Below are 19814 nucleotides of genomic sequence, written 5' to 3' on the forward strand. Positions count from 1 at the left end.
GTCCTGCGGCAGGACCGTGAACTGGGATGTCGTGGCTACAGTCGGCTCATGCACACCGTCGCCGCGCTCGCGCTGCCGGACACGATCGCCTTCGATCTGGCCACGCCGATGGAGGTGTTCCGCCGGGCCAGGATGCCCGACGGGCGCGCCGCCTACCGCGTCGTCGTGTGCGGCACCGAGCCGCTGCTGGATGCCGGCCCGATCCGCATCGCCACCGATCACGGTCTCGACGAGCTCGCCCGCGCGGACACGATCGTCGTGCCCGGGCGCCACGACATCACCGTGCCGACGCCGCCGGACGCGCTGGAATCCCTGCGCGTCGCGGCGGCGGCCGGGACGCGGGTCGCCTCGATCTGCGTCGGCGCCTTCACCCTCGCCGAAGCGGGACTGCTCGACGGCCGCCCCGCCACCACGCACTGGGCCGCCTCGGACCTCCTGGCGCAGCGGTACCCGCGGGTCGACGTCGATCCGCAGGTCCTCTACGTCGACGACGGCCCGGTCCTGACCTCGGCGGGCGCCTCAGCCGGACTCGACCTGTGCCTGCACATGATCCGCCGCGATCACGGCACCGCCGTCGCCGCCGACGCCGCACGCCTGGCGGTGGCCCCGCTGCACCGCGACGGCGGCCAAGCCCAGTTCATCGTCCACAACCCACCGGACCTGGCGCCCGCGACGCTCGAACCGCTGCTGGGCTGGATCGAGGAGCACGCCCACGAACCCCTCACCCTCGCCGACCTGGCCACCGCGGGCCGGATGAGCACCCGCAGCCTGCACCGGCGCTTCCACGCCGAAACCGGCCAGAGCCCGGTCGAATGGCTCACCCGAGTCCGGGTCCGCCACGCCCAGGAGCTCCTCGAAACCACCGATCACGCGGTGGAAACCATCTCCGACCGCGTCGGTTTCGCCAGCCCCAACACCTTCCGAACCCACTTCCGCCGCCTCGCCGGGGTCAACCCCCGCACCTACAGAACCACCTTCCGCAACGGCGGCTGAGCAGCGCGGAAGAGCGCAGGGCAGTGGACAGTTCTAGTGAGAACTGTCCGGACATACCGGACATTGATCATGGGTGATTCGAGGAAGAACCGTCCCCTGCCCACCACGATCACCACCGGTGCGCCCGGATCAGCCGGTGTTGCACCTGGGGGTGGGGTCAGACGGTGATGATGGTGACCTCGGGGAGGCAGCGGAACGGGGCGAGGTCGGTTTCGCCCGCGTTGGTGTCGGTGACCAGCGTCCAGCGCGACGGCAGCGGGGCCCAGGCGTTGAACGGCATGGCGCCGAGCTTGCTGCTGTCGGCGAGGATGAAGACCTCGCGGGACTGGGCGATCATCTGCTCCTTGAGGCGGGTCTGCAGCAGGCTCGCCTCGCAGATGCCGTACCGGGAGTCCAGCCCGTCGGCGCCGAGGAACGCCTTGTCGGCGGTCAGCCGCGACAGCGTCAGCTCCGCCAGCGGACCGACGAAGCCCTGGCTGATGTGCCGCAGCTCCCCGGCCAGCGACACCACCTGCACCGGATCGGCGTCGACCAGCTCGGTCAGCGCCATGACGCTGTTGGTGACCACCGTCAGCCCGGAGCGGTCGCGCAGGTGGTGGGCGAGCTTGCCGGTCGTGGTCCCCGCGTCGAGGATCACCGTGTCCCCGATGGAGACCTGCCCGGCCGCCCACTCGGCGATGCGGTCCTTCTCCGCCGAGGCCAGCGCGGAGCGCTGCCCCAGCGAGGGCTCGGCGCTGCTGGCGGGCATCGCCCCGCCGTAGGTGCGCGCGAGCTTGCCCTGGTCGGTCAGCAGCTGCAGGTCGCGCCGGATCGTCGAGGGCGTGACGGCCAGCGACGCCGCCAGCTCCTCGACCTGGACCGCGCCCTGCTCGGTCACCAACCGCTCTATCAACGCCCGGCGCTGCCCTGCCGAGAGGCGTCCTTCGACTTCCGCGCTCACGCCGCGATCCTCCCAGAACCGGATCAAGGCTTTCCGGCCAGTGCCGACGCCTGGCGCAGCGCCTCGATCATGCTGCCCGCCTCGGCCCGGCCGGTGCCGGCGATGTCGAAGGCCGTGCCGTGGTCGACCGAGGTCCGGATGACCGGCAGGCCCACCGTGATGTTCACCCCGGCTTCCAGGCCGAGGATCTTCACCGGGCCGTGGCCCTGGTCGTGGTACATCGCCACGACCAGGTCGAAATCGCCTCGCCCGGCCCGGAAGAACACCGTGTCGGCGGGCAGCGGGCCCTGCGCGTCGATGCCGTCGGCGCGGCAGATCTCCAACGCCGGGTCGATCTTCGACTCCTCCTCGCCGCGCCCGAACAGGCCGTTCTCCCCGGCGTGCGGGTTGATCCCGCACACCGCGATGCGCGGCGCGGCGATCCCGGCGTCGACCATCGTCCGGTGTCCGCGCCGCACGGTGCGCTCGACCAGGCCGGGATCGATCCGCTCGATGGCGTCGACGAGCCCGATGTGCGTGGTCACGTGGATGACCCGCACCTGACCGGTGGACAGCATCATCGACACCTCCGGGACCCCGCACAGCTCGGCGAGCAGTTCGGTGTGCCCGGGATAGCGGTGCCCGGCGGCGTGCAGCGCCGCCTTGTTCAGCGGGGCTGTGCAGATCGCCTGCACCTGCCCGGACAGCGCCAGCTCCGCCGCCCGGGCCACGTACCGGTAGGCGCCCTCCCCCGCGATCTCCGACCGCTCGCCGAAGGGCAGGTCCGGCGGGATGCCGCCGACGTCGAGCACGTCGATCACGCCCGGGTCGCCGGAAGCCTCGGCGGGCTCGGCGACCGGTTTGATCCGCACGTCGACGCCGCAGATCTCGGCGGCGCGGGCCAGCCGCGCCGCGTCGCCGATCACCACCGGCCGGGCCAGGCCGCGCAGCTCGGGTTCGGCGAGAGCGCGCACGACCACCTCGGGCCCGACACCGGTGGCGTCGCCCATCGTGACGGCGATGGCGGGAAGGGTCACGCGACGGCCCTTCCGCAGCGCACCGCGGAGACCGCGCGGTGCAGGGTGTCCGGCGCGCCGAACGCACCGGCCTTGGTGATGACGTAGCCGGGCTGCTTCTCGATGGTGCGGCCCAGCACCACGCCGGGTTCGAGCTCGTTGAGCAGTCGCAGACCGCTGACGCCGCGCCGGGTCAGCACGGCCCGCGCGGTCTCGCCGCCGGTGAGCACCAGCAGTCCGGCCTTCTGCGCGGCCGGGGCGCAGACCTCGGCCAGGCTGGCGGTGAGCCGGCGCGCGTGCCCGGCCTCCACCGGCCCTTCGACGGTGACCAGCACGTCGCCGCCGCACAGCGCGTCGTTGATCTGGTCGGCCAGCCGCACGAGCGCGGCCGGATCGGCCTCGACGAGGGTGCGCGCCGAGAGCCGCCGGGTGTGCCCGAAGCGCTCGGCGAGGTGATCGGCCTGCTGGCGGGAAGCCCAGTTGGCGCTGCCGACCACGGCCAGCACCGGCCCGTCGACCGGCGGCGGAGGTTCGATGTCGTAGCCCGGCCGCAGCAGTTCGGCCAGCGCGTCGGCCAGCCCGTTGGCACCGACCCAGTGCGGCGGGTTCTCGGCCGCGGCGCCCGCGGTGACCACGGCGCGCAGGTCGCTCTCGGACACCGCGTCGCAGATCACCACTTCGGCCTCGGTGAGCAGCTGGGCGACGCGTTCGCGCAGCTGCGCGGGCCTGCCGCGCACCGAAGCCAGCGCCACGTGGCGGACTTTCAGCCCGTCGAGCGCGGACGCGATGTCCACCGGCGATTCTCCGGGTTCGTTCTTCCACAAACCCGTGTGGTGCAAGGGGATTCCGTTTATGTGCACCACTCCGCCGAGCACGGTGCGGCCGGTCGCCGGCGAGGCCGGGCACAGCAGCACCCCCGCTCCCCCGGCGTGCTCGACGATCGCGCCGACCTCGGAGGCGACGTTGCCGCGCAGCGTGGAGTCGATCTTCTTGAAGACCACCCGCCCCTGCGCGTGCCCGTCGAGGGCCTCGTGCACGCGCTTGGCGGCGAGATCGGGTTCGATGTGCCTGCTGTCGGTGTCGGCCACGAACACTTCGGCGTCGCCGGTGTCGTCCAACGCCAGCAGAGTGCGCATTTCGCGCAATGCGAAGGGAACTCCGGAATCACCGGCACCGCTGAGGTCATCGGCTACGACCAGGACTCGCGATCCCATGATCACCTGCTCTTCTGCTCGCCGGAACACCCAACGAGCACCCCCCGTCGGGCTTGGTCCAACCATAGAGATCACTGCGCGAACCGCGCAATAGTCCTCTCCAGTGAGTGCGCAGTGCGCAACATGCTGCGCGCCCCGGAGTTCAGTCCGCTTCGGCGCCCATTCCCGCAGGTAGGTGTTCGGAGAGCAGGTCGAGCAGGCGGTCGGCGTCGACCGGTTTGGTGAGGTACTCGGTGGCCCCGGCGGAGATGCTCTGCTCGCGATCGCCCTTCATCGCCTTGGCGGTGACGGCGATGATCGTCAGATCCCGGTAGCGCGGCATCTCCCGGATCATGCGGATGGTCTCGTTCCCGTCCAGCTGCGGCATCATCACGTCCATCAGCACGATCACGACGTCGGCGTGCTTGCGCAGCTCGGTCAGCGCGGACAGAGCGCTGTCGGCCTGCACGACCTGCAGGCCGTGCTGCTCCAGCAGCACCTTCATGGCCTGCACGCTGCGCTCGTCGTCGTCGACGACCAGCACCTTCTCGGAGTGGAACTGCAGCGACCCGCGCTGGGCGGGCTGGGCGGAGCGCTGCAGGTGCGGCTGGGTGTCCTGGTTGATCAGCTCGGTCGAGCGCAGCGGCGGATCGATGCCCTCGGCCGAGACGTCGAAGCTGGTCTCGGCATCGGTGGGAACGCGTGGCAGCGGCGGGGGCTCGACCCGTCCGGCGTCAACCGGTTCCGCGTCAACCGGTTCCGCGTCGACCGTTTCCGCGTCGACCGTTTGCGCGTCGACCGTTTCCGCGTCCACCGTTCCCGCGTCCACCGGCTCGGTGTCGGCCCCTTCGACCTCGGCCGGTGCCGGACCTCGCCCGGGAGCTTCCTCGATCGGCTCGGTCGGCAGGTAGAGGCTGAACGTGCTGCCCTGCCCGGGTTCGCTGCGCACCTGCAGCTCGCCGCCGAGCAGGTCGGTGAGCTCGCGACTGATCGACAGGCCGAGCCCGGTGCCGCCGTACTTGCGCACGGTGGTGCCGTCGACCTGCTGGAACGCCTCGAAGATCAGCGACAGCTTGTCGGCCGGGATGCCGATCCCGGTGTCGCGCACCGAGAACACCACGCGCTGGCGGGCGCGCCGCAGGGAGCCGCTGGTGACCTCGGTGGGCTGGGCGGGCCGGATGCGCAGCTCGACGCTGCCGCGATCGGTGAACTTCACCGCGTTGGACAGCAGGTTGCGCACGATCTGCTCGAGCCGGCTGCGGTCGGTGCGCACGCTCGGCGGCAACGACGGCGAGACCACGATCTTGAAGTCCAGGCCCTTCTCGGCGGCCACCGGCCGGTACATCGAGTCCAGGCTCCGCGACACCTCGCCGATCTCGACGTCCTCCGGCAGCAGGTGCATCTGCCCCGCCTCCACCTTGGACAGGTCGAGCACGTCGTTGATCAGCTGGAGCAGGTCGGAGCCCGCCTGATGCACGGTCCGGGCCAGGTCCACCTGCTGCGGGGTGAGGTTGCCGTCCATGTTGTCGGCCAGCAGCTTGGCCAGGATCAGCACGCTGTTGAGCGGTGTGCGCAGCTCGTGGGACATGTTGGCCAGGAACTCCGACTTGTAGGCGGAGGCGTCCGACAGCTGCCGGGCTCGTTCCTCCAGCTCCTGGCGGGCCTGCTCGATCTCGATGTTCTTGAGCTCGATGTCGTTGTTGCGGCTGGCCAGCAGCGTGGCCTTCTCCTCCAGCTCGGTGTTGGAGCGCTGCAGCTCGTCCTGCTGGTGCTGGAGCTGCTCGGAACGGGCCTGCAGCTCGCTGGCCAGGTGCTGGGACTCGGCCAGCAGCGCCTCGGTCCGGCTGTTGACCACGATGGTGTTGACCTCGACACCGATCGACTCCTTGAGCCGGTCCAGCAGGTCCAGGTGCGCCGCGCCGAACGGGTGTATCCCGGCGAGTTCGAGCACGCCGAGGACCGATCCCTCGAACAGCACCGGCACGATCGCCACCTGCGCCGGCGCGCTCTCGCCGAGCCCGGACCCGATCCGGATGTAGTCCGGCGGCGCGTCGTCGACGAGGATCGACCGGCGGTCCACGGCCGCCTGCCCGACCAGCGATTCGCCGAAGGCGAACCGCTGCGGCGAATCGCTGTCGGGCGGGCAGCCGTACCCGGCGGTGTGCTCCAGGTAGCGGCGGCCGTCGTCGCCGGTGCGCGTCAGGTAGAACGCCCCTTGCTGGGCCGCCACCAGCGGCGCCAGCTCGGACATGATCAGCTGCGCGAGCGCGTCGAGGTCGTGCTGCCCCTGCATCAGCGCCGAGACCCGGGCGAGGTTGGTCTTGAGCCAGTCCTGCTCCTGGTTGGCCCGGGTCGTCTCCTTCAGGTTGCTGATCATCGCGTTGATGTTGTCCTTGAGCTCGGCGACCTCACCGGAGGCGTCCACGGTGATCTGCCTGGTCAGGTCGCCCTCGGTGACCGCGGTGGCGACCTGGGCGATGGCCCGGACCTGCGTGGTGAGGTTGCCGGCGAGCCGGTTGACGCTCTCGGTCAGCCGCTGCCACGTGCCGGAGACGTCGGCGACCTCGGCCTGCCCGCCGAGCTTGCCCTCGGTGCCGACCTCCCGCGCCACCCGCGTCACCTCGGCGGCGAACGCCGAGAGCTGATCCACCATCGTGTTGATCGTGGTCTTGAGCTCCAGGATCTCACCGCGCGCGTTGACGTCGATCTTCTTCGACAGGTCGCCCTTGGCGACCGAGGTGGTCACCTGCGCGATGCTGCGGACCTGATTGGTGAGGTTGTCGGCCATGATGTTGACGTTGTCGGTGAGGTCCTTCCAGATCCCCGCCACGCCGTACACCCGCGCCTGGCCGCCGAGCTTGCCCTCGGTGCCGACCTCCCGCGCCACCCGCGTCACCTCGGCGGCGAACGCCGAGAGCTGATCCACCATCGTGTTGATCGTGTTCTTCAGCTGAAGGATCTCGCCCTGGGCGTCCACGTCGATCTTCTGCGTCAGGTCCCCGGCGGCCACGGCGGTGGCGACCTGGGCGATGTCGCGGACCTGGCTGGTGAGGTTGTCCGCCATGAAGTTCACCGAGTCGGCCGACAGCGCCCAACCGCCCTCGACCGGGCCGTCCAGGGAGACCGGGGCGACCGGCAGCTGCCCGCGCGCCACCGACTCCCCCACCCGCTGCAGCTCACCGGCAAGCCGCTGGTTGCGCTCGGCGACCTCGTTGTAGATCGCGGCGGCCTCGGCGGCGGCGCCGCCGCCGGTGACGACCAGGCGGCGGCGGAAGTTGCCGTCGCGCAGTTCCCGCAGCGCGGGCAGCAACCGGTCCAATGCCTGCTCGGCGTCGGACCGCTCCGGCTGTGGTGGCATCAGGGTCCCTTCGCGCTCAGCGCTTGTTGCGGGAATCGCGGTCGAGCCGGAGCTCGGTGGCCAGCACCGCCGCCTCGCTGCGGTGCCTCATCGCGAGCTTCGCCAACATCTGCGAGACGTAGTTCTTGATGGTCTTCTCGGCCAGCACCATCCGGTCGGCGATCTCGCGGTTGGTCATGCCCTCACCGATGAGTTCGAGCACCTGGCGCTCGCGGGCGGTGAGCTCCCGCAGCGGATCGGCCTTCTCCTGCTCCTTGCGCAGCCAGGACAGCATCGCCTCGGTGCGCTGCGGGCTCAGCAGCGATTCGCCCGCGCCGACCTTGCGCAGCGCGCTCACGAGCTCCTCGCTGACCACGCCCTTGAGCACGAAACCGCTGGCCCCGGCCATGATCGCGTCCATCAGCGCTTCGTGGTCGTCGAAGGAGGTCAGCATCAAGCAGCGCAGCTCCGGCAGCTGCGAGCGCAGTTCCCGGCACAGCTCGACGCCGTTGCCGTCGGGCAACCGCACGTCGAGCACCGTCACGTCGGGGCGGATCTTCGGGACCCAGGCCAGTGCCTCGGCCACGCTGCCAGCCTCGCCGACCAGCTCCAGGTCGGTCTCGGCGCCGACGAGCGCGGCGATGCCGCGCCTGATCACGTCGTGGTCGTCGACCACGAACACCCGTGTGCTCATCTCACTTCCCGGCGCAGATGGTCTCCACGAAGTGCGCGAGCTGGTCGCCGTCGAGGTGCTGGGCCAGATCCGCCTCGCTGATCATGCCCACGAGGCGGTGATCCGAGATCACCGGCATCCGCCGGATCCTGTGCTCCTCCATCGAGGCGAGCACCTCGCCGACGTCGGATCGCGCGTCGATCCAGTGTGGCGTGCCCTGAGCCATCTCGCTCGCTCTGACCTGCGCGGGATCGCGGCCCTCGGCGCAGCAGCGCAGCACGATGTCGCGGTCCGTGATGATGCCGTACAGCCGGTCGTCGTCCCCGCAGATCGGCAGCGACCCGACGTCGAGGTCCCGCATCATCCGCGCGGCGGTGAGCAGCGTGTCGTTCTCACCGATGCATTCAGCACCGGAGTGCATGATGTCGCGTGCGGTCGTCATGATTCGGCCCTCCTCGGGAGTGGGTCCTTCCGCACTACCCGGGGCCGGTCGGCGCGAAACCCCGGCGAGGGGCCGCTGAAGCGGTGTCCGCGTCAGTACTCGCGCATGAGGCGGTCGAAGGCGCTGTTGGCCGCCGACCACTCGTGGGTGAGGACTTCGGTGGGGATCTCGGCGCGCGGTTCGGCGTCGACGGTGACCGCGAAACCGCGGTCGGAGACCCGGCGGCGCATCTGCACGAGGTGCCCGCCGGTGGACCGGCCGACCCGCTCGCCCTGGTCGTTGGACTCGGTCTGCCCCGGTTGCAGGGTCGCAGTGCTCAACTCAGCCATACCCCCATTGGACCGCAGCCGGTCAACCCGGGCCAGTGCGAGCGCCCGCCCGGAACCGAACGGGCGCTCGCCACTACTGCGCGGTGCTGCGGAAGCGGCGGAGGCGGAGGCTGTTGCCGACGACGAACAGCGAGCTGAACGCCATCGCCGCACCGGCGATCATCGGGTTGAGCAGCCCGGCCGCGGCCAGCGGCAGGGCGGCGACGTTGTAGGCCAGCGCCCAGAACATGTTGCCGCGGATCGTGGTCAACGTGCGCCGTGCCAGCCGGATCGCGTCGACCGCGGCGAGCAGGTCGCCGCGGACCAGGGTGAGGTCGCCGGCTTCGATGGCGATGTCGGTGCCGGTGCCCATCGACAGGCCGAGGTCGGCCTGGGCCAGGGCCGCGGCGTCGTTGACGCCGTCGCCGACCATCGCCACCGACTTGCCCTCGCCCTGCAACCGCTTGACGACCTCGACCTTGTCGGCGGGCATCACCTCGGCGATGACCTCGTCGATGCCGACCTGCGCGGCCACCGCGTCGGCCACGGCCGCGTTGTCGCCGGTGAGCAGCACCGGGGTCAGGCCGAGGTCGCGGAGCTGCGAGATCGCCTGCTGCGAGGTCGGTTTCACGGTGTCGGCCACGACCAGCACCGCGCGGACGGCGCCGTCCCAGGCCAGCACGACCGCCGTCTTCCCGGCGGCCTCGGCCGCCGCCTTCGCCTCGGCCGGCTCCCCGTCGAGGTGCAGGCCCCACTGGTCCAGCAGCGCGGCGCGACCGGCCAGCACGGCCCGGCCGTCGACGACGCCCTGCACGCCGAGCCCCTCGATGTTGGCGAAGTCGGCGACCGCGGGCAGCTCGCCGGTCTCCTGCTCGGCGGCGGTGGCGATGGCGCGAGCGATCGGGTGCTCCGAGGCGTGCTCCACGGCCCCGGCGATCCGCAGCGCCTCGGCGCGCTCGACGCCCTCGGCGGTGCGGACGTCGACCAGCTGCATCCGCCCGCTGGTGACGGTGCCGGTCTTGTCCAGCACGACGGTGTCGATGCCACGGGTGGACTCCAGCACCTGCGGGCCCTTGATGAGCACGCCCAGCTGGGCGCCGCGCCCGGTGCCGACCAGCAGCGCGGTCGGCGTGGCCAGGCCCATCGCGCACGGGCAGGCGATGATGAGCACGGCCACCGCAGCGGTGAAGGCGGCCGTGGTGGGCTGACCGGCGATCAGCCAGCCGAGCAGGGTCAGCAGCGCCAGGCCGATGACGATGGGCACGAACACGGCCGAGACCCGGTCGGCGAGCCGCTGGATCTGCGCCTTGCCGGTCTGGGCCTCCTCCACCATCCGCGCCATCTGCGCGAGCTGGGTGCCGGATCCGACCTGCGTGGCGCGCACGACCAGCCGGCCCCCGGCGTTGACCGTCGCGCCGACCACGGCATCACCCGGGCCGACCTCGACCGGTACGGACTCGCCGGTGAGCATCGAGGCGTCGACGGCCGAGCCGCCTTCCTCCACGACGCCGTCGGTGGCGATCTTCTCGCCGGGACGCACCACGAACCGGTCCCCGACCGCCAGCTGAGCTGTGGGGATGCGGACCTCGGCACCGTCGCGCAGCACCGCCACGTCCTTGGCGCCCAGCTCCAGCAGGGCGCGCAGCGCGGCCCCGGCGCGTCGCTTGGCGCGGGCCTCGAAGTAGCGCCCGGCCAGCACGAACGTGGTGACGGCGGCCGCGACCTCCAGGTAGATGGAGTTCGTGGCGTCGCCGCGTTCGATGGTGAAGGTGAACGGGTGGGTCATGCCGGGCATGCCGGCGTGGCCGAGCAGCAGCGCGTACAGCGACCAGGCGAAGGCCGCCAGCGTGCCCATCGACACCAGGGTGTCCATCGTCGCCGCGCCGTGGCGCAGGTTCACCCACGCCGCGCGGTGCAGCGGCCAGCCGCCCCACACGACCACCGGCGCGGCCAGCACCAGCGAGATCCACTGCCAGTAGGTGAACTGCAGCACCGGCACCATCGCCAGCAGCACGACCGGCACCGACAGCGCCAGCGAACCGAGCAGCCGCTGCCGCAGCGCGTCGGCTGGTTCGGCCTCCTCGGCGTCGGCGGGTTCGGCGGCGGGCAGCGCGGCCCCGTACCCGGCGGCCTCGACGACCTCGACCAGCCGCTGCGGGTCGAGGTCGTCGGGGGCGGCGACCTGCGCCTTCTCCGTCGCGTAGTTGACGCTGGCGGTGACGCCCTCGACCTTGTTGAGCTTGCGCTCGATGCGGTTGGCGCACGACGCGCAGGTCATGCCGGTGATCGCCAGCTCGACGGTGCGGCCCGCGGAGTGCTCGACGGTGGTCATGCCAGGTCCTCTCCCGCGCTCGATCCGATCAGGAGGCCAGCTCGTAGCCGGCCTCTTCGACGGCCGCGCGCACGGCGGCCTCCTCGGCGCTGCCGACGACGGTGACGGCACCGGTGGGCAGGTCGACCCGCACGTCGGTCACGCCGTCGACGGCACCGACCTCCTCGGTCACCGACGCCACGCAGTGCTGGCAGGTCATTCCGGTCACGTGGTAGGTCGTCTCGCTCATCGGGGCCATCCCTCTCGCTCTCGGGTTGTCGTCGGCATCGCGCGCCGACACCCCGAAACTATACCCCCTGGGGGTACCACTGCAAGCACGACACACCCTCATCGTAATACCCCCGAGGGGTAACCCCACCAGCATTGGAGATGGGAACTTCCCGGCTCCACCGTGGACTCAGGCCGGGCCGACCTGGTCGCCCCGCACGGCGCCGCCGGTCACGCCGTGACGCGGTGATCGGCGACCAGCGCCTTGGCGCGGGTGACCAGCTCCTCGGGCGGCGTCGCCGGGGTCAGGCCGAATCGGCCGTCGTAGGCGGCCAGCACGGTGTCCTCGAAATCGGCCGCGGAGACGCCCGGCGACTCGTCGGCGATCGAACCGACCGAGTCGTCGTCGAAGGGCAGGTCCAGGGCCCGGTAGATCTCGGTGAGCAGCGGGCGCAGCACGTCGGCGTCGTCGAGGATCGCCACCGCGCTGAACAGCCACGCACCGCGCACCATCCGCTGCGCGGTGCCGACGAGCTTCACGCGGCCGCGCGCGTTGACGCTGTGCGCGCCGGGGCAGTACTCCCCCGGGACGGCCCCGACCTGGGCGGCCACCCCGTGCGCGGCCAGCACCTCGGACCACAGCTCGGCGTAGCCGACGAACCGCTCCTCCAGGCCGGCCAGGCGGCCCGGGTCGGGGCCGGCGTGGTCGACGACCAGGGAGTTCTCGGTGTAGGCGACGGCGCGCCCGCCGGGTGCGCGCAGCACGGGGGCGAACCCCGGCGTCGCGTGCGGCGGCGACGGCGTCGGGGAACCCGGGGAGCAGGCTGTCGCGCCTGCCGAAGGCCACCACCCGCGCCTCCGGCCGGTAGACCCGCAGCACCGGCCCGGTCTCACCGGCGCTGATCCGCCGCAGCATCGCGTGCGCGGTGGCGACCTCCATCGCCTGGTCCTCGCCCACGCCCAAAGCCCCGCGCAACAACTCCACGCGCGCAGTCTACGCAGGGCAAATCCCTTCCCCGGGGACGGGATCTCGAGCGGACCGGGGCCCGGCTCCCGTCGAAATCCGGCCCCGGACCGCAGTGCGCGGCCTCAGTCGTCCAGGAGCGGGGTGCCGTTGAAGACGGCGAGCTCCTCGCGGTAGAACTCCAGGCCGATGCCGTTGGGGTCGCGGATGTAGAGGCTGTCGTCGATCCCGCGATCGGGACCGATGTACTCCACTCCGGCCTCGTCGAGGCGCTCGCGCGCGGCGGCGAAGTTCTCGGCGTCGGTGGCCAGGGCGATGTGCTGCACCGCCCCGATGGTCTCCTCGAACGGCGGGTGGTCGTGGCCGGGGAAGTCGAAGAACCCCAGCAGGTTGCGGTTGCCGACGTCGAAGAAGAAGTGGCTGGAACCGGCGTAGTCCCGGTTCTCCACCAGCTCCACCAGCGGGAAGCCCAGCAACTCCTGGTAGAAGCGGATGGTCTCCTCGACGTCCTTGCAGATCAGCGCGACGTGGTGGAAGCCCCCTACAGTCGGGGCCGGACGCTGCGCGCTCGGCTTCAGGTAGCGGTCGCGGAGCTCGTTGCGACGAGCCCGGACGGCCTCCAGCTCGGCTCCTTGCGGCTGCGGCATGTTCCGACTCCTTTCGTTTTCAACCAATTCTAGGCCACTCGGACGGCACGATGATCAGTCGGACCGAGACCTTCCGCTGAGCACAACGATGTGACCTGCGCCCGGGCGTGGCACGCTGAACCGATGGACGAGGGTCGGTTGGCGACCTACCGGCGCATGCGCGACTTCGAGCGCACCGCCGAACCGCGCGGCGGCGAGACCACGGGCACCGGTGACCGGTTCGTCGTGCAGCGCCACCGCGCCCGCCGCAGGCACTACGACCTGCGCCTGGAGCACGACGGCGCGCTGCTGAGCTGGGCGGTGCCCAAGGGCCCGACGCTGGACCCGGCGGTGCGGCGGATGGCGGTGCGGGTCGAGGACCACCCGCTGGAGTACGCCGACTTCGAGGGCACCATCCCGGCCGGCGAGTACGGCGGCGGCGACGTGATCGTGTGGGATCGCGGCACCTGGACGCCGGGCGAGGACGACCCGGCCGCGGCGCTGGAGGCGGGCACGCTGCACTTCGAGCTGCACGGCGAGAAGCTGCGCGGGCACTTCGTGCTCGTGCGGCGCGGCGAGACGCAGTGGCTGCTGCTGCACAAGCGCGACGAGCACGCCGAACCGGGCTGGGACCCCGAGGAGCACCTGGTCTCGGTGAAGAGCGGCCGCACCAACGAGCAGGTCGCGGCCGCCCCGGAGGCGATGTGGCGGAGCGACCTCCCGGCCGATCAGGCCGAGATCCGCCTCCGCCCGTCGTGGCAGCCGCCGACCGACGACGAGCTCGCCGAGCTCGCGGCGCTGGGGTCGAAGGGGACCTGGACGCTGCAGGGCGAGCGGATCGCGCTGACCAACCTCGACAAGGTGCTCTTCCCCGGCCGGGACGGGGAAGAGCCGATCACCAAGCGCGAGCTGATCGCCTACCACGCGCGGATCGCGCCGGTGATGCTGCCGTACCTGGCCGACCGGGCGCTCAACAGCCACCGCTTCCCGCGCGGCGTGGACTCACCGGGCTTCTGGCACAAGGAGGCGCCGAGCCACGCGCCGGACTGGCTGCGGACCTGGGCCTACCCCGGCGCCGATCCCGGTGACGTGCAGCGCTACATCGTGCCCGACAGCCCCGCCGCCCTGGCCTGGCTGGCCAACTACGCCGCGCTGGAGCTGCACCCGTGGACCTCGCCGATCGACGACGTGGAGCACCCGAGCTGGGCGCTGTTCGACATCGACCCCGGCGAGCGCACGAGCTTCGACGACGTGCTGACGCTGGCCCGGTTGCATCGCGCGGCGATGGAGCACCTGGGGGTGCTGGCCAAGCCGAAGGTCACCGGACAGCGCGGGATCCAGATCTGGGTGCCGATCGAACCGCGCTACAGCTACTCCGAGACCCGCGAGTGGGTGGAGAAGGTCTCGCGCGCCGTCGGCAACACCGTGCCGGAACTGGTCAGCTGGGCGTGGAGCAAGTCGGAGCGGCACGGGCTGGCCCGGCTCGACTACACCCAGAACGTCCTCAGCAAGACCCTCGTCGCGCCCTACAGCGCCCGCCCGCGACCGGGCGCGCCGGTGTCGGTCCCGCTGGAGTGGGACGAGCTCGACGACCCGGACCTGACGCCGGACCGCTGGACGCTGCGCACCGTCGGCGAGCGCGTCGCCGAACGCGGCGACCCGTTCGCCGAACTGCTCGACCACCGCCAGCCGCTACCACCGGTCTGACCGGAACCGCCTGCGGCGCGGCTACTACGCGTCGACCCAGCCGTGCCTCACGGCGACCTGGGTGAGCTTCTGGCGGACCTGCAGGATCTGCTCGGCGGTCATCGTCGGCGCGGCGGCCAGCAGCGCCTCGGTGATCGTCTCGTGGAACTCCTTGGCCGACAGCACGTCGAAGAGCTCCTCTCCCGGCGGCGGCTCGTCGGGCCCGCGCTCGGCCGCGGCGGCGGGCGCTTCCCGGACGATGCTCACGTGGGAGGCCTTCGGGCCGCGGTCGCTGTCCTCCAGGTCGAACTCGACGACCACGCCAGGTGCGATCAGGCGCTTGTCGAAGGTCAGGTCGTTGACGTGGATGAAGACGTCCTCGCCGCCCACGTCCGGGGCCACGAACCCGTAGCCGCGCACCTCGTCGAACCTGATGACCTTGCCGGTGACCATCTGCCGCACCCCGCCTTCACCCCGCACCGCAGCGCGAGCACTCTACCTCCGGTCACGAGCAGGCGACCAACGGTGTCCAACGGCGGCTCAGCGGCGCGGCATCGGGATGTCGGTGTTGGGCCTGCTGCGTTCCTTGGGGCCGTGCTCGATGAAGTCAGCGGCGAACTTGATCCCCGCCTGGTAGGCCTCCACCCGGGCTCGGCCGATCTCGGCCTCGATCGTCTCCGGGTACAGCTCCTCCGCCAGCGAGCGGATCTCCGCGAGCCGGCTGCGGGTCTCCTCATCCATCCTGGTTGCCACCCTTCCGCATGAACACCACTCAAATCCTCAAGGGTGTTCGCGTTTCTCGCACGACCGGGCAAGGCTAGACCCGAAACCCGATCAGGTGAGGCGCGCGGTGATCGTTAGCCCGGACACCACTGCGGGTCACCGTTCCCGATCTGCGGTTACGATCCGCCGGGCAGCAGGTGCGACGGGGCGTGGAGGCGGCATGAGCGAGGGTCGGCTGGGGCTGGAAGTCGATCAGAACGTGGCCCGGATCACGATCGACAACCCGGGCAAGCGCAACGCGATGAACGCGGCCATGTGGCGCAGGCTGCCGGAACTGCTCGCCGAGATCACCGCCGACCCGGCGGTGCGCGTCGTCGTGCTCACCGGGGCCGGGGACGCCTTCTGCGCCGGAGCCGACATCTCCGAGCTGCACGAGATCGAGGGCCCCGGGGGCAGTGCGACCGAGCCCGCCGAGCGGGCCCTGCTGGACTGCCCGCTGCCGACGATCGCGCTGATCAACGGTCTGTGCATCGGCGGCGGCTGCCAGCTGGCGGCGGCCTGCGACCTGCGGATCGCCGCCGAACCGGCGATGTTCGGCATCACCCCGGCCAAGCTCGGCGTGGTCTACCCGTCGTCGAGCATCGAGCGGCTGACCGAGCTGGTCGGCCCCGCGGCGGCCAAGCTGCTGCTGTTCTCGGCGGACTTCTTCGACTCCGGGCGCGCGCTGGGGATTCGGCTGGTCGACGAGGTCGTGGCCGATCCGGTGGCGCGGGTCGCCGCGCTGGCCGCGACCATCGCGGGCCGGTCGCAGCTGAGCGTGCGCGCGGCCAAGGAGCTGGTCGACCTCGCCGCGCGGGGCGAGTCGCTGACCGAGCGGGCCGCGCACTGGCAGGACGTGGCCACCGAGACCGGGGAGACGGCCGAGGGCGTCACCGCGTTCCTCGAACGCCGGCCCGCGGTCTTCCCCTACGCCTGACCGCTGCCGCGCGCGTCGAGGGCGCGTCGGCTGGCCGCGATGATGGTGGTCAGCGAGCCGTGCAGCTCCTCCAGCGCGGAGAGCTCCACGCCCAGCGTCTCGACGATCTGGTATGGGATCTTCTCCGCCTCCGCGCGCAGCCGGGCGCCCTCGTCGGTGAGCGCGACCTCCAACCGGCGCTCGTCGCTGCGGCTGCGGGTGCGCACCACGTAGCCCACCGCCTCCAGCCGCTTGAGCAGCGGGGACAAGGTAGCGGCGTCGGCGTGCAGCGCCTCGCAGAGGTCGGTGACCGAGCGCGGGGAGCTCTCCCACAGCGCCAGCATCACCAGGTACTGCGGGTGCGTGAGGTTCATCGGCGCGAGCAGCGGCCGGTAGAGCGAGATGACGTTGCGGGAGGCGACCGACAGCGCGAAGCACACCTGGCGGTCGAGAGCGAGCGGGTCCTCGCCCAGGTCGGGAGTCTGCACGGCGTCATCTTACCCACGTGCTGGAACACGCTAACAGTTAGTGTGCTAAGTATTGGGGTGTGAGCCAACAGCCTGACCCGCGCCCGAAACGCCCGGACCCGCTGCGGTGGATCTGGTACGCCTTCGGCGGACGCCTGCCCTCCCGGTACCGCGAGTGGGTGCTGCACGACGTCACCTGCCGGACCTGGGTGCTGCGGCACACCGCGCGCAGCCTGGTCCAGATCTCCCCCGGCCTGCTGTTCCTGCTGCTGCCGGGGCCGCTGTGGATCCGGGGCATGGCCGTGCTCGGCGGCGTGATCCTGGCCCTGTGGTACTCGCTGTCGTACATGGAGCACACCTGCGAGTACCGGCTGCACAAACACGGCTACCCGATCGGCACCGGCAGGGCGACCCGCGAGGCCGCCCACGCCGAAGCGCGGGCGCAGCGGGCCTCCCGCTACGACGAGATCTACCGCAACCAGGACTGATCGCTCCGGGTGAGACCGGTGGCAATCCAGCTTGCCGCAGTGGCAAGCTGGACGGGTGGACGGGGAATTCGGGAACGCGCTGGAAGCCGTCGGACCGCGGTTGCGGGCGCTGCGCAAGCAGCGGGAGACCACGCTGTCCGACCTGTCGGAGGCCACCGGCATCTCGGTGAGCACGCTCTCGCGGCTCGAATCCGGTTCCCGCAAACCCACCCTGGAACTGCTGCTGCCGCTGGCCAAGGCGCACGGCGTCACGCTCGACGAGCTCGTCGACGCCCCGCCGACCGGCGATCCCCGGGTTCACCTCCGCCCGATCTCGCGCGGTGGCATGACGATGCTGCCGCTGACCCGACGCGCGGGCGGCATCCAGGCCTACAAGCTGATCATCCCGGCGACGGTGCGGCGCGGCGAACCCGATCCGCAGACCCACGAGGGCTACGAGTGGCTCTACGTCCTCAACGGACGGTTGCGGATGATCCTCGGCGAGCACGACCTGGTGCTCTCCCCCGGCGAGGCCGCCGAGTTCGACACCCGCGTCCCGCACTGGTTCGGCCCTGCCGACGACCAGACCGTGGAATTCCTGAGCCTGTTCGGCAAGCAGGGCGAACGGGCGCACCTCCGCGCCAAGCCCAAGGACGCCCCCGAGCGGTGATCACGCCCTGCCGCGCCCCGGCGCGTTAGGTTGGGGCCGACGCGCGAGGTACGAGGAGGTTTCTTCGATGAGCAAGCCAGTAGCGGTGGTCACCGGGGCGAGCACCGGGATCGGTGCCGCGAGCGCCAAGGCGCTGGCCGGAGCCGGTTTCGAGGTCGTGCTCGGTGCGCGCCGCCTGGACCGGTTGAAGGAGGTGGCCGAGGCCTGCGGCGGCCGGGCGCTGGAGCTCGACGTCACCGACCAGACCTCGGTGGACGCGTTCACCGGTGCGATCGACCGCTGCCACCTGCTGGTCAACAACGCCGGCGGGGCCGTCGGCGCGGAGACCATCCTGGAGGCCAAGGACGAGGACTGGCAGTGGATGTACGAGACCAACGTGATGGGCACCCTGCGGGTGACCCGCGCGCTGCTGCCGAAGCTGCTGGAGTCCGGTGACGGCCAGGTCATCAACATCGGCTCGGTCGCGGGCCGCGAGCCCTACGCCACCGGCGGCGGCTACAACGCCGCCAAGCACGCGGTCGCGGCGCTGTCCCGGGTGCTGCGGCTGGAGATGTTCGGCCGGCCGATCCGGGTATGCGAGATCGACCCGGGCCTGGTGCAGACCGACTTCAGCCTCGTCCGGTTCCGCGGCGACCAGGACAAGGCCGACGCGGTCTACGAGGGGACGAACCCGCTGACCGCGGAGGACGTCGCCGAGACCGTGTCGTGGGTGGCGACGCGGCCGCCGCACGTCAACGTCGACCAGATCCTGCTGCTGGCGCGCGACCAGACCTCGGCGCGCGTGATCAACCGCTCCGAGTGACCGCCTTCGGGGGTTGGGTCTTCCCCGCCGGGTTCCTCAGCCCCCGAAGCGCTGGGCCCAGGCCATGACGTCGTGCGGGGTGGCGTTGCCGCCGCACACGACCAGGCCGAGCGCGACGTCGTCGTGCTCGGCGATGATCCGCCGGGCGGCCGGGAGCAGGCAGCCGGCCGCCGGCTCGGCCCACAGCTTCGCGTGCCCCGCCAGGTCCAGGACGCCGCGCACGGCTTCGGCGTCGGGCACCACCAGCACGTCGTCGACGAGCTCGCGCGCGGTGTCGTAGGTCAGCTGGGACACGGCGGGCGCGCTCAGCGTCGACACGATCGACGACAGCTCGACCGGCACCGGGCCGCCCGCCGCCAGCGCCCGCGACATCGCTTCGGCGCCTTCGGTCTCCACGCCCCAGATCCGCACGCCCGGCCGCTTCGCGCGCAGCGCGGTGGCCACGCCCGAGATCAGGCCGCCGCCACCGATGCTCACCAGCACGTCGGTGAACTCCCCCGCGTCCTCGGCGAATTCGAGCCCGACGGTGCCCTGCGCGGCGATGACCACCGGGTCGTCGAAGGGGTGGACCAGCGTGGAGCCCTCGGCCCGCAGCTGTTCGGTGAGCGCGAAAGCGCCCGCCATGTCCGGGCACAACCGCACGGTCGCCCCGGCGGACTCGGCCACCTCCACGGCCCGCCGCGGCGCCGATTCCGGCATCACCACGGTCGCCTTGACGTCCAGCGCCCCGGCCATCACGGCCAGCGCGATGCCGTGGTTGCCGCCGCTGACGGCCACCACCCCGGCCGCCCGCTCCGCCTCGGTCAGCGACAGCAGCTTGGCCACCGCCCCGCGCGCCTTGAACGACCCGGTCCGCTGCAGCAGCTCCAGCTTCGCCGTCACCGGCACCCCGAGCAGCTCCGACAACCCCGGACTGCTCACCGTCGGAGTCCGCACCACGTACCCCGCCACGGCCTCCGCAGCGGCCTCGACGTCCCCGATCCCGATCACCACACGCCTCCCGAGAGCTCCGTTCCAGGAGCACGGTAGTCACT

The 19814-nt window shown here is 71.6% G+C and carries 20 protein-coding genes and 1 pseudogene; 6 read left to right on the plus strand and 15 right to left on the minus strand.

Annotation, left to right across the window (positions count from 1 at the left end; translation table 11 throughout):
* The first annotated feature begins 48 nt into the window (after positions 1-48).
* Positions 49-993, plus strand: a complete 945-nt coding sequence (locus tag REH65_RS03535) for a GlxA family transcriptional regulator (protein WP_406691258.1) — start codon at positions 49-51, stop codon at positions 991-993.
* A gap of 157 nt (positions 994-1150) precedes the next feature.
* Here REH65_RS03535 and REH65_RS03540 read toward each other — a convergent pair whose 3' ends face one another.
* The 11 genes and pseudogenes from REH65_RS03540 to REH65_RS03590 form a co-directional block, all read right to left on the minus strand.
* Positions 1151-1933, minus strand: a complete 783-nt coding sequence (locus REH65_RS03540) for a DeoR/GlpR family DNA-binding transcription regulator (RefSeq protein WP_281458994.1) — start codon at positions 1931-1933, stop codon at positions 1151-1153.
* A gap of 23 nt (positions 1934-1956) precedes the next feature.
* Entirely contained in the window at positions 1957-2949 is a 993-nt protein-coding gene (gene pdxA, locus REH65_RS03545; RefSeq protein WP_406691259.1) for a 4-hydroxythreonine-4-phosphate dehydrogenase PdxA, read from the minus strand.
* Positions 2946-4142: a four-carbon acid sugar kinase family protein gene (locus REH65_RS03550; protein WP_406691260.1), complete on the minus strand. Its 1197-nt coding sequence runs from the start codon at positions 4140-4142 to the stop codon at positions 2946-2948. The genes pdxA and REH65_RS03550 overlap by 4 nt, the downstream gene beginning before the upstream one ends.
* A 142-nt stretch (positions 4143-4284) precedes the next feature.
* Positions 4285-7401, minus strand: a pseudogene (locus tag REH65_RS03555) (HAMP domain-containing protein); the annotation flags it as partial.
* Positions 7402-7495: 94 nt separating this feature from the next.
* Positions 7496-8152: a response regulator gene (locus tag REH65_RS03560; RefSeq protein ID WP_406691261.1), complete on the minus strand. Its 657-nt coding sequence runs from the start codon at positions 8150-8152 to the stop codon at positions 7496-7498.
* 1 nt (position 8153) lies between these two features.
* The gene (locus REH65_RS03565) at positions 8154-8573 is read right to left on the minus strand and encodes a CBS domain-containing protein (protein WP_406691262.1); all 420 of its coding nucleotides are present in this window, start codon (positions 8571-8573) and stop codon (positions 8154-8156) included.
* Between the two features lie 92 nt (positions 8574-8665).
* A complete protein-coding gene (locus tag REH65_RS03570) occupies positions 8666-8902 on the minus strand; it encodes a hypothetical protein (RefSeq protein WP_281458465.1) in 237 nt (78 codons plus the stop codon).
* Between the two features lie 73 nt (positions 8903-8975).
* On the minus strand, positions 8976-11213 hold the full coding sequence (locus REH65_RS03575) for a heavy metal translocating P-type ATPase (protein WP_406691263.1): 2238 nt from the start codon (positions 11211-11213) through the stop codon (positions 8976-8978).
* A gap of 28 nt (positions 11214-11241) precedes the next feature.
* On the minus strand, positions 11242-11442 hold the full coding sequence (locus REH65_RS03580) for a heavy-metal-associated domain-containing protein (protein ID WP_281458467.1): 201 nt from the start codon (positions 11440-11442) through the stop codon (positions 11242-11244).
* 209 nt (positions 11443-11651) lie between these two features.
* Complete coding sequence (locus REH65_RS03585) at positions 11652-12185, minus strand: lipoate--protein ligase family protein (RefSeq protein WP_406691264.1); 534 nt, start codon at positions 12183-12185, stop codon at positions 11652-11654.
* A gap of 324 nt (positions 12186-12509) precedes the next feature.
* The gene (locus tag REH65_RS03590; RefSeq protein ID WP_281458469.1) at positions 12510-13031 is read right to left on the minus strand and encodes a VOC family protein; all 522 of its coding nucleotides are present in this window, start codon (positions 13029-13031) and stop codon (positions 12510-12512) included.
* A 123-nt stretch (positions 13032-13154) separates the two neighbouring features.
* Between REH65_RS03590 and ligD the strand changes: the two genes are divergently transcribed.
* Entirely contained in the window at positions 13155-14717 is a 1563-nt protein-coding gene (gene ligD, locus REH65_RS03595) for a non-homologous end-joining DNA ligase (RefSeq protein WP_406691265.1), read from the plus strand.
* Between the two features lie 24 nt (positions 14718-14741).
* On the opposite strand, the gene REH65_RS03600 is transcribed toward ligD, so the two are convergent.
* Entirely contained in the window at positions 14742-15149 is a 408-nt protein-coding gene (locus tag REH65_RS03600) for a cold shock domain-containing protein (protein WP_281458538.1), read from the minus strand.
* A gap of 87 nt (positions 15150-15236) precedes the next feature.
* A complete protein-coding gene (locus tag REH65_RS03605) occupies positions 15237-15437 on the minus strand; it encodes a hypothetical protein (protein ID WP_406691266.1) in 201 nt (66 codons plus the stop codon).
* Positions 15438-15639: 202 nt separating this feature from the next.
* On the opposite strand from REH65_RS03605, the gene REH65_RS03610 reads away from it, so the two are divergent.
* The gene (locus tag REH65_RS03610) at positions 15640-16395 is read left to right on the plus strand and encodes an enoyl-CoA hydratase/isomerase family protein (protein WP_406691267.1); all 756 of its coding nucleotides are present in this window, start codon (positions 15640-15642) and stop codon (positions 16393-16395) included.
* On the opposite strand, the gene REH65_RS03615 is transcribed toward REH65_RS03610, so the two are convergent.
* Positions 16386-16862 (minus strand): MarR family winged helix-turn-helix transcriptional regulator, encoded by a 477-nt coding sequence (locus REH65_RS03615; RefSeq protein ID WP_406691268.1) that lies wholly within the window; start codon positions 16860-16862, stop codon positions 16386-16388. The genes REH65_RS03610 and REH65_RS03615 overlap by 10 nt on opposite strands.
* Before the next feature lie 59 nt (positions 16863-16921).
* Here REH65_RS03615 and REH65_RS03620 point away from each other — a divergent pair, with 59 nt between their 5' ends.
* The 3 genes from REH65_RS03620 (at position 16922) to REH65_RS03630 (ending at position 18780) form a co-directional block, all read left to right on the plus strand.
* Positions 16922-17329, plus strand: coding sequence for a DUF5313 family protein (locus REH65_RS03620; RefSeq protein ID WP_406691269.1), 408 nt, complete (start codon positions 16922-16924; stop codon positions 17327-17329).
* 55 nt (positions 17330-17384) lie between these two features.
* Entirely contained in the window at positions 17385-17978 is a 594-nt protein-coding gene (locus REH65_RS03625; RefSeq protein WP_281458475.1) for an XRE family transcriptional regulator, read from the plus strand.
* Positions 17979-18045: 67 nt separating this feature from the next.
* Positions 18046-18780 (plus strand): SDR family NAD(P)-dependent oxidoreductase, encoded by a 735-nt coding sequence (locus tag REH65_RS03630; RefSeq protein WP_406691270.1) that lies wholly within the window; start codon positions 18046-18048, stop codon positions 18778-18780.
* Positions 18781-18816: 36 nt separating this feature from the next.
* On the opposite strand, the gene REH65_RS03635 is transcribed toward REH65_RS03630, so the two are convergent.
* Positions 18817-19770 (minus strand): pyridoxal-phosphate dependent enzyme, encoded by a 954-nt coding sequence (locus REH65_RS03635; RefSeq protein WP_406691271.1) that lies wholly within the window; start codon positions 19768-19770, stop codon positions 18817-18819.
* Between the last annotated feature and the right edge of the window lie 44 nt (positions 19771-19814).

Source organism: Saccharopolyspora sp. ID03-671 (assembly GCF_045278815.1).
Classification (GTDB): domain Bacteria; phylum Actinomycetota; class Actinomycetes; order Mycobacteriales; family Pseudonocardiaceae; genus Saccharopolyspora; species Saccharopolyspora ipomoeae.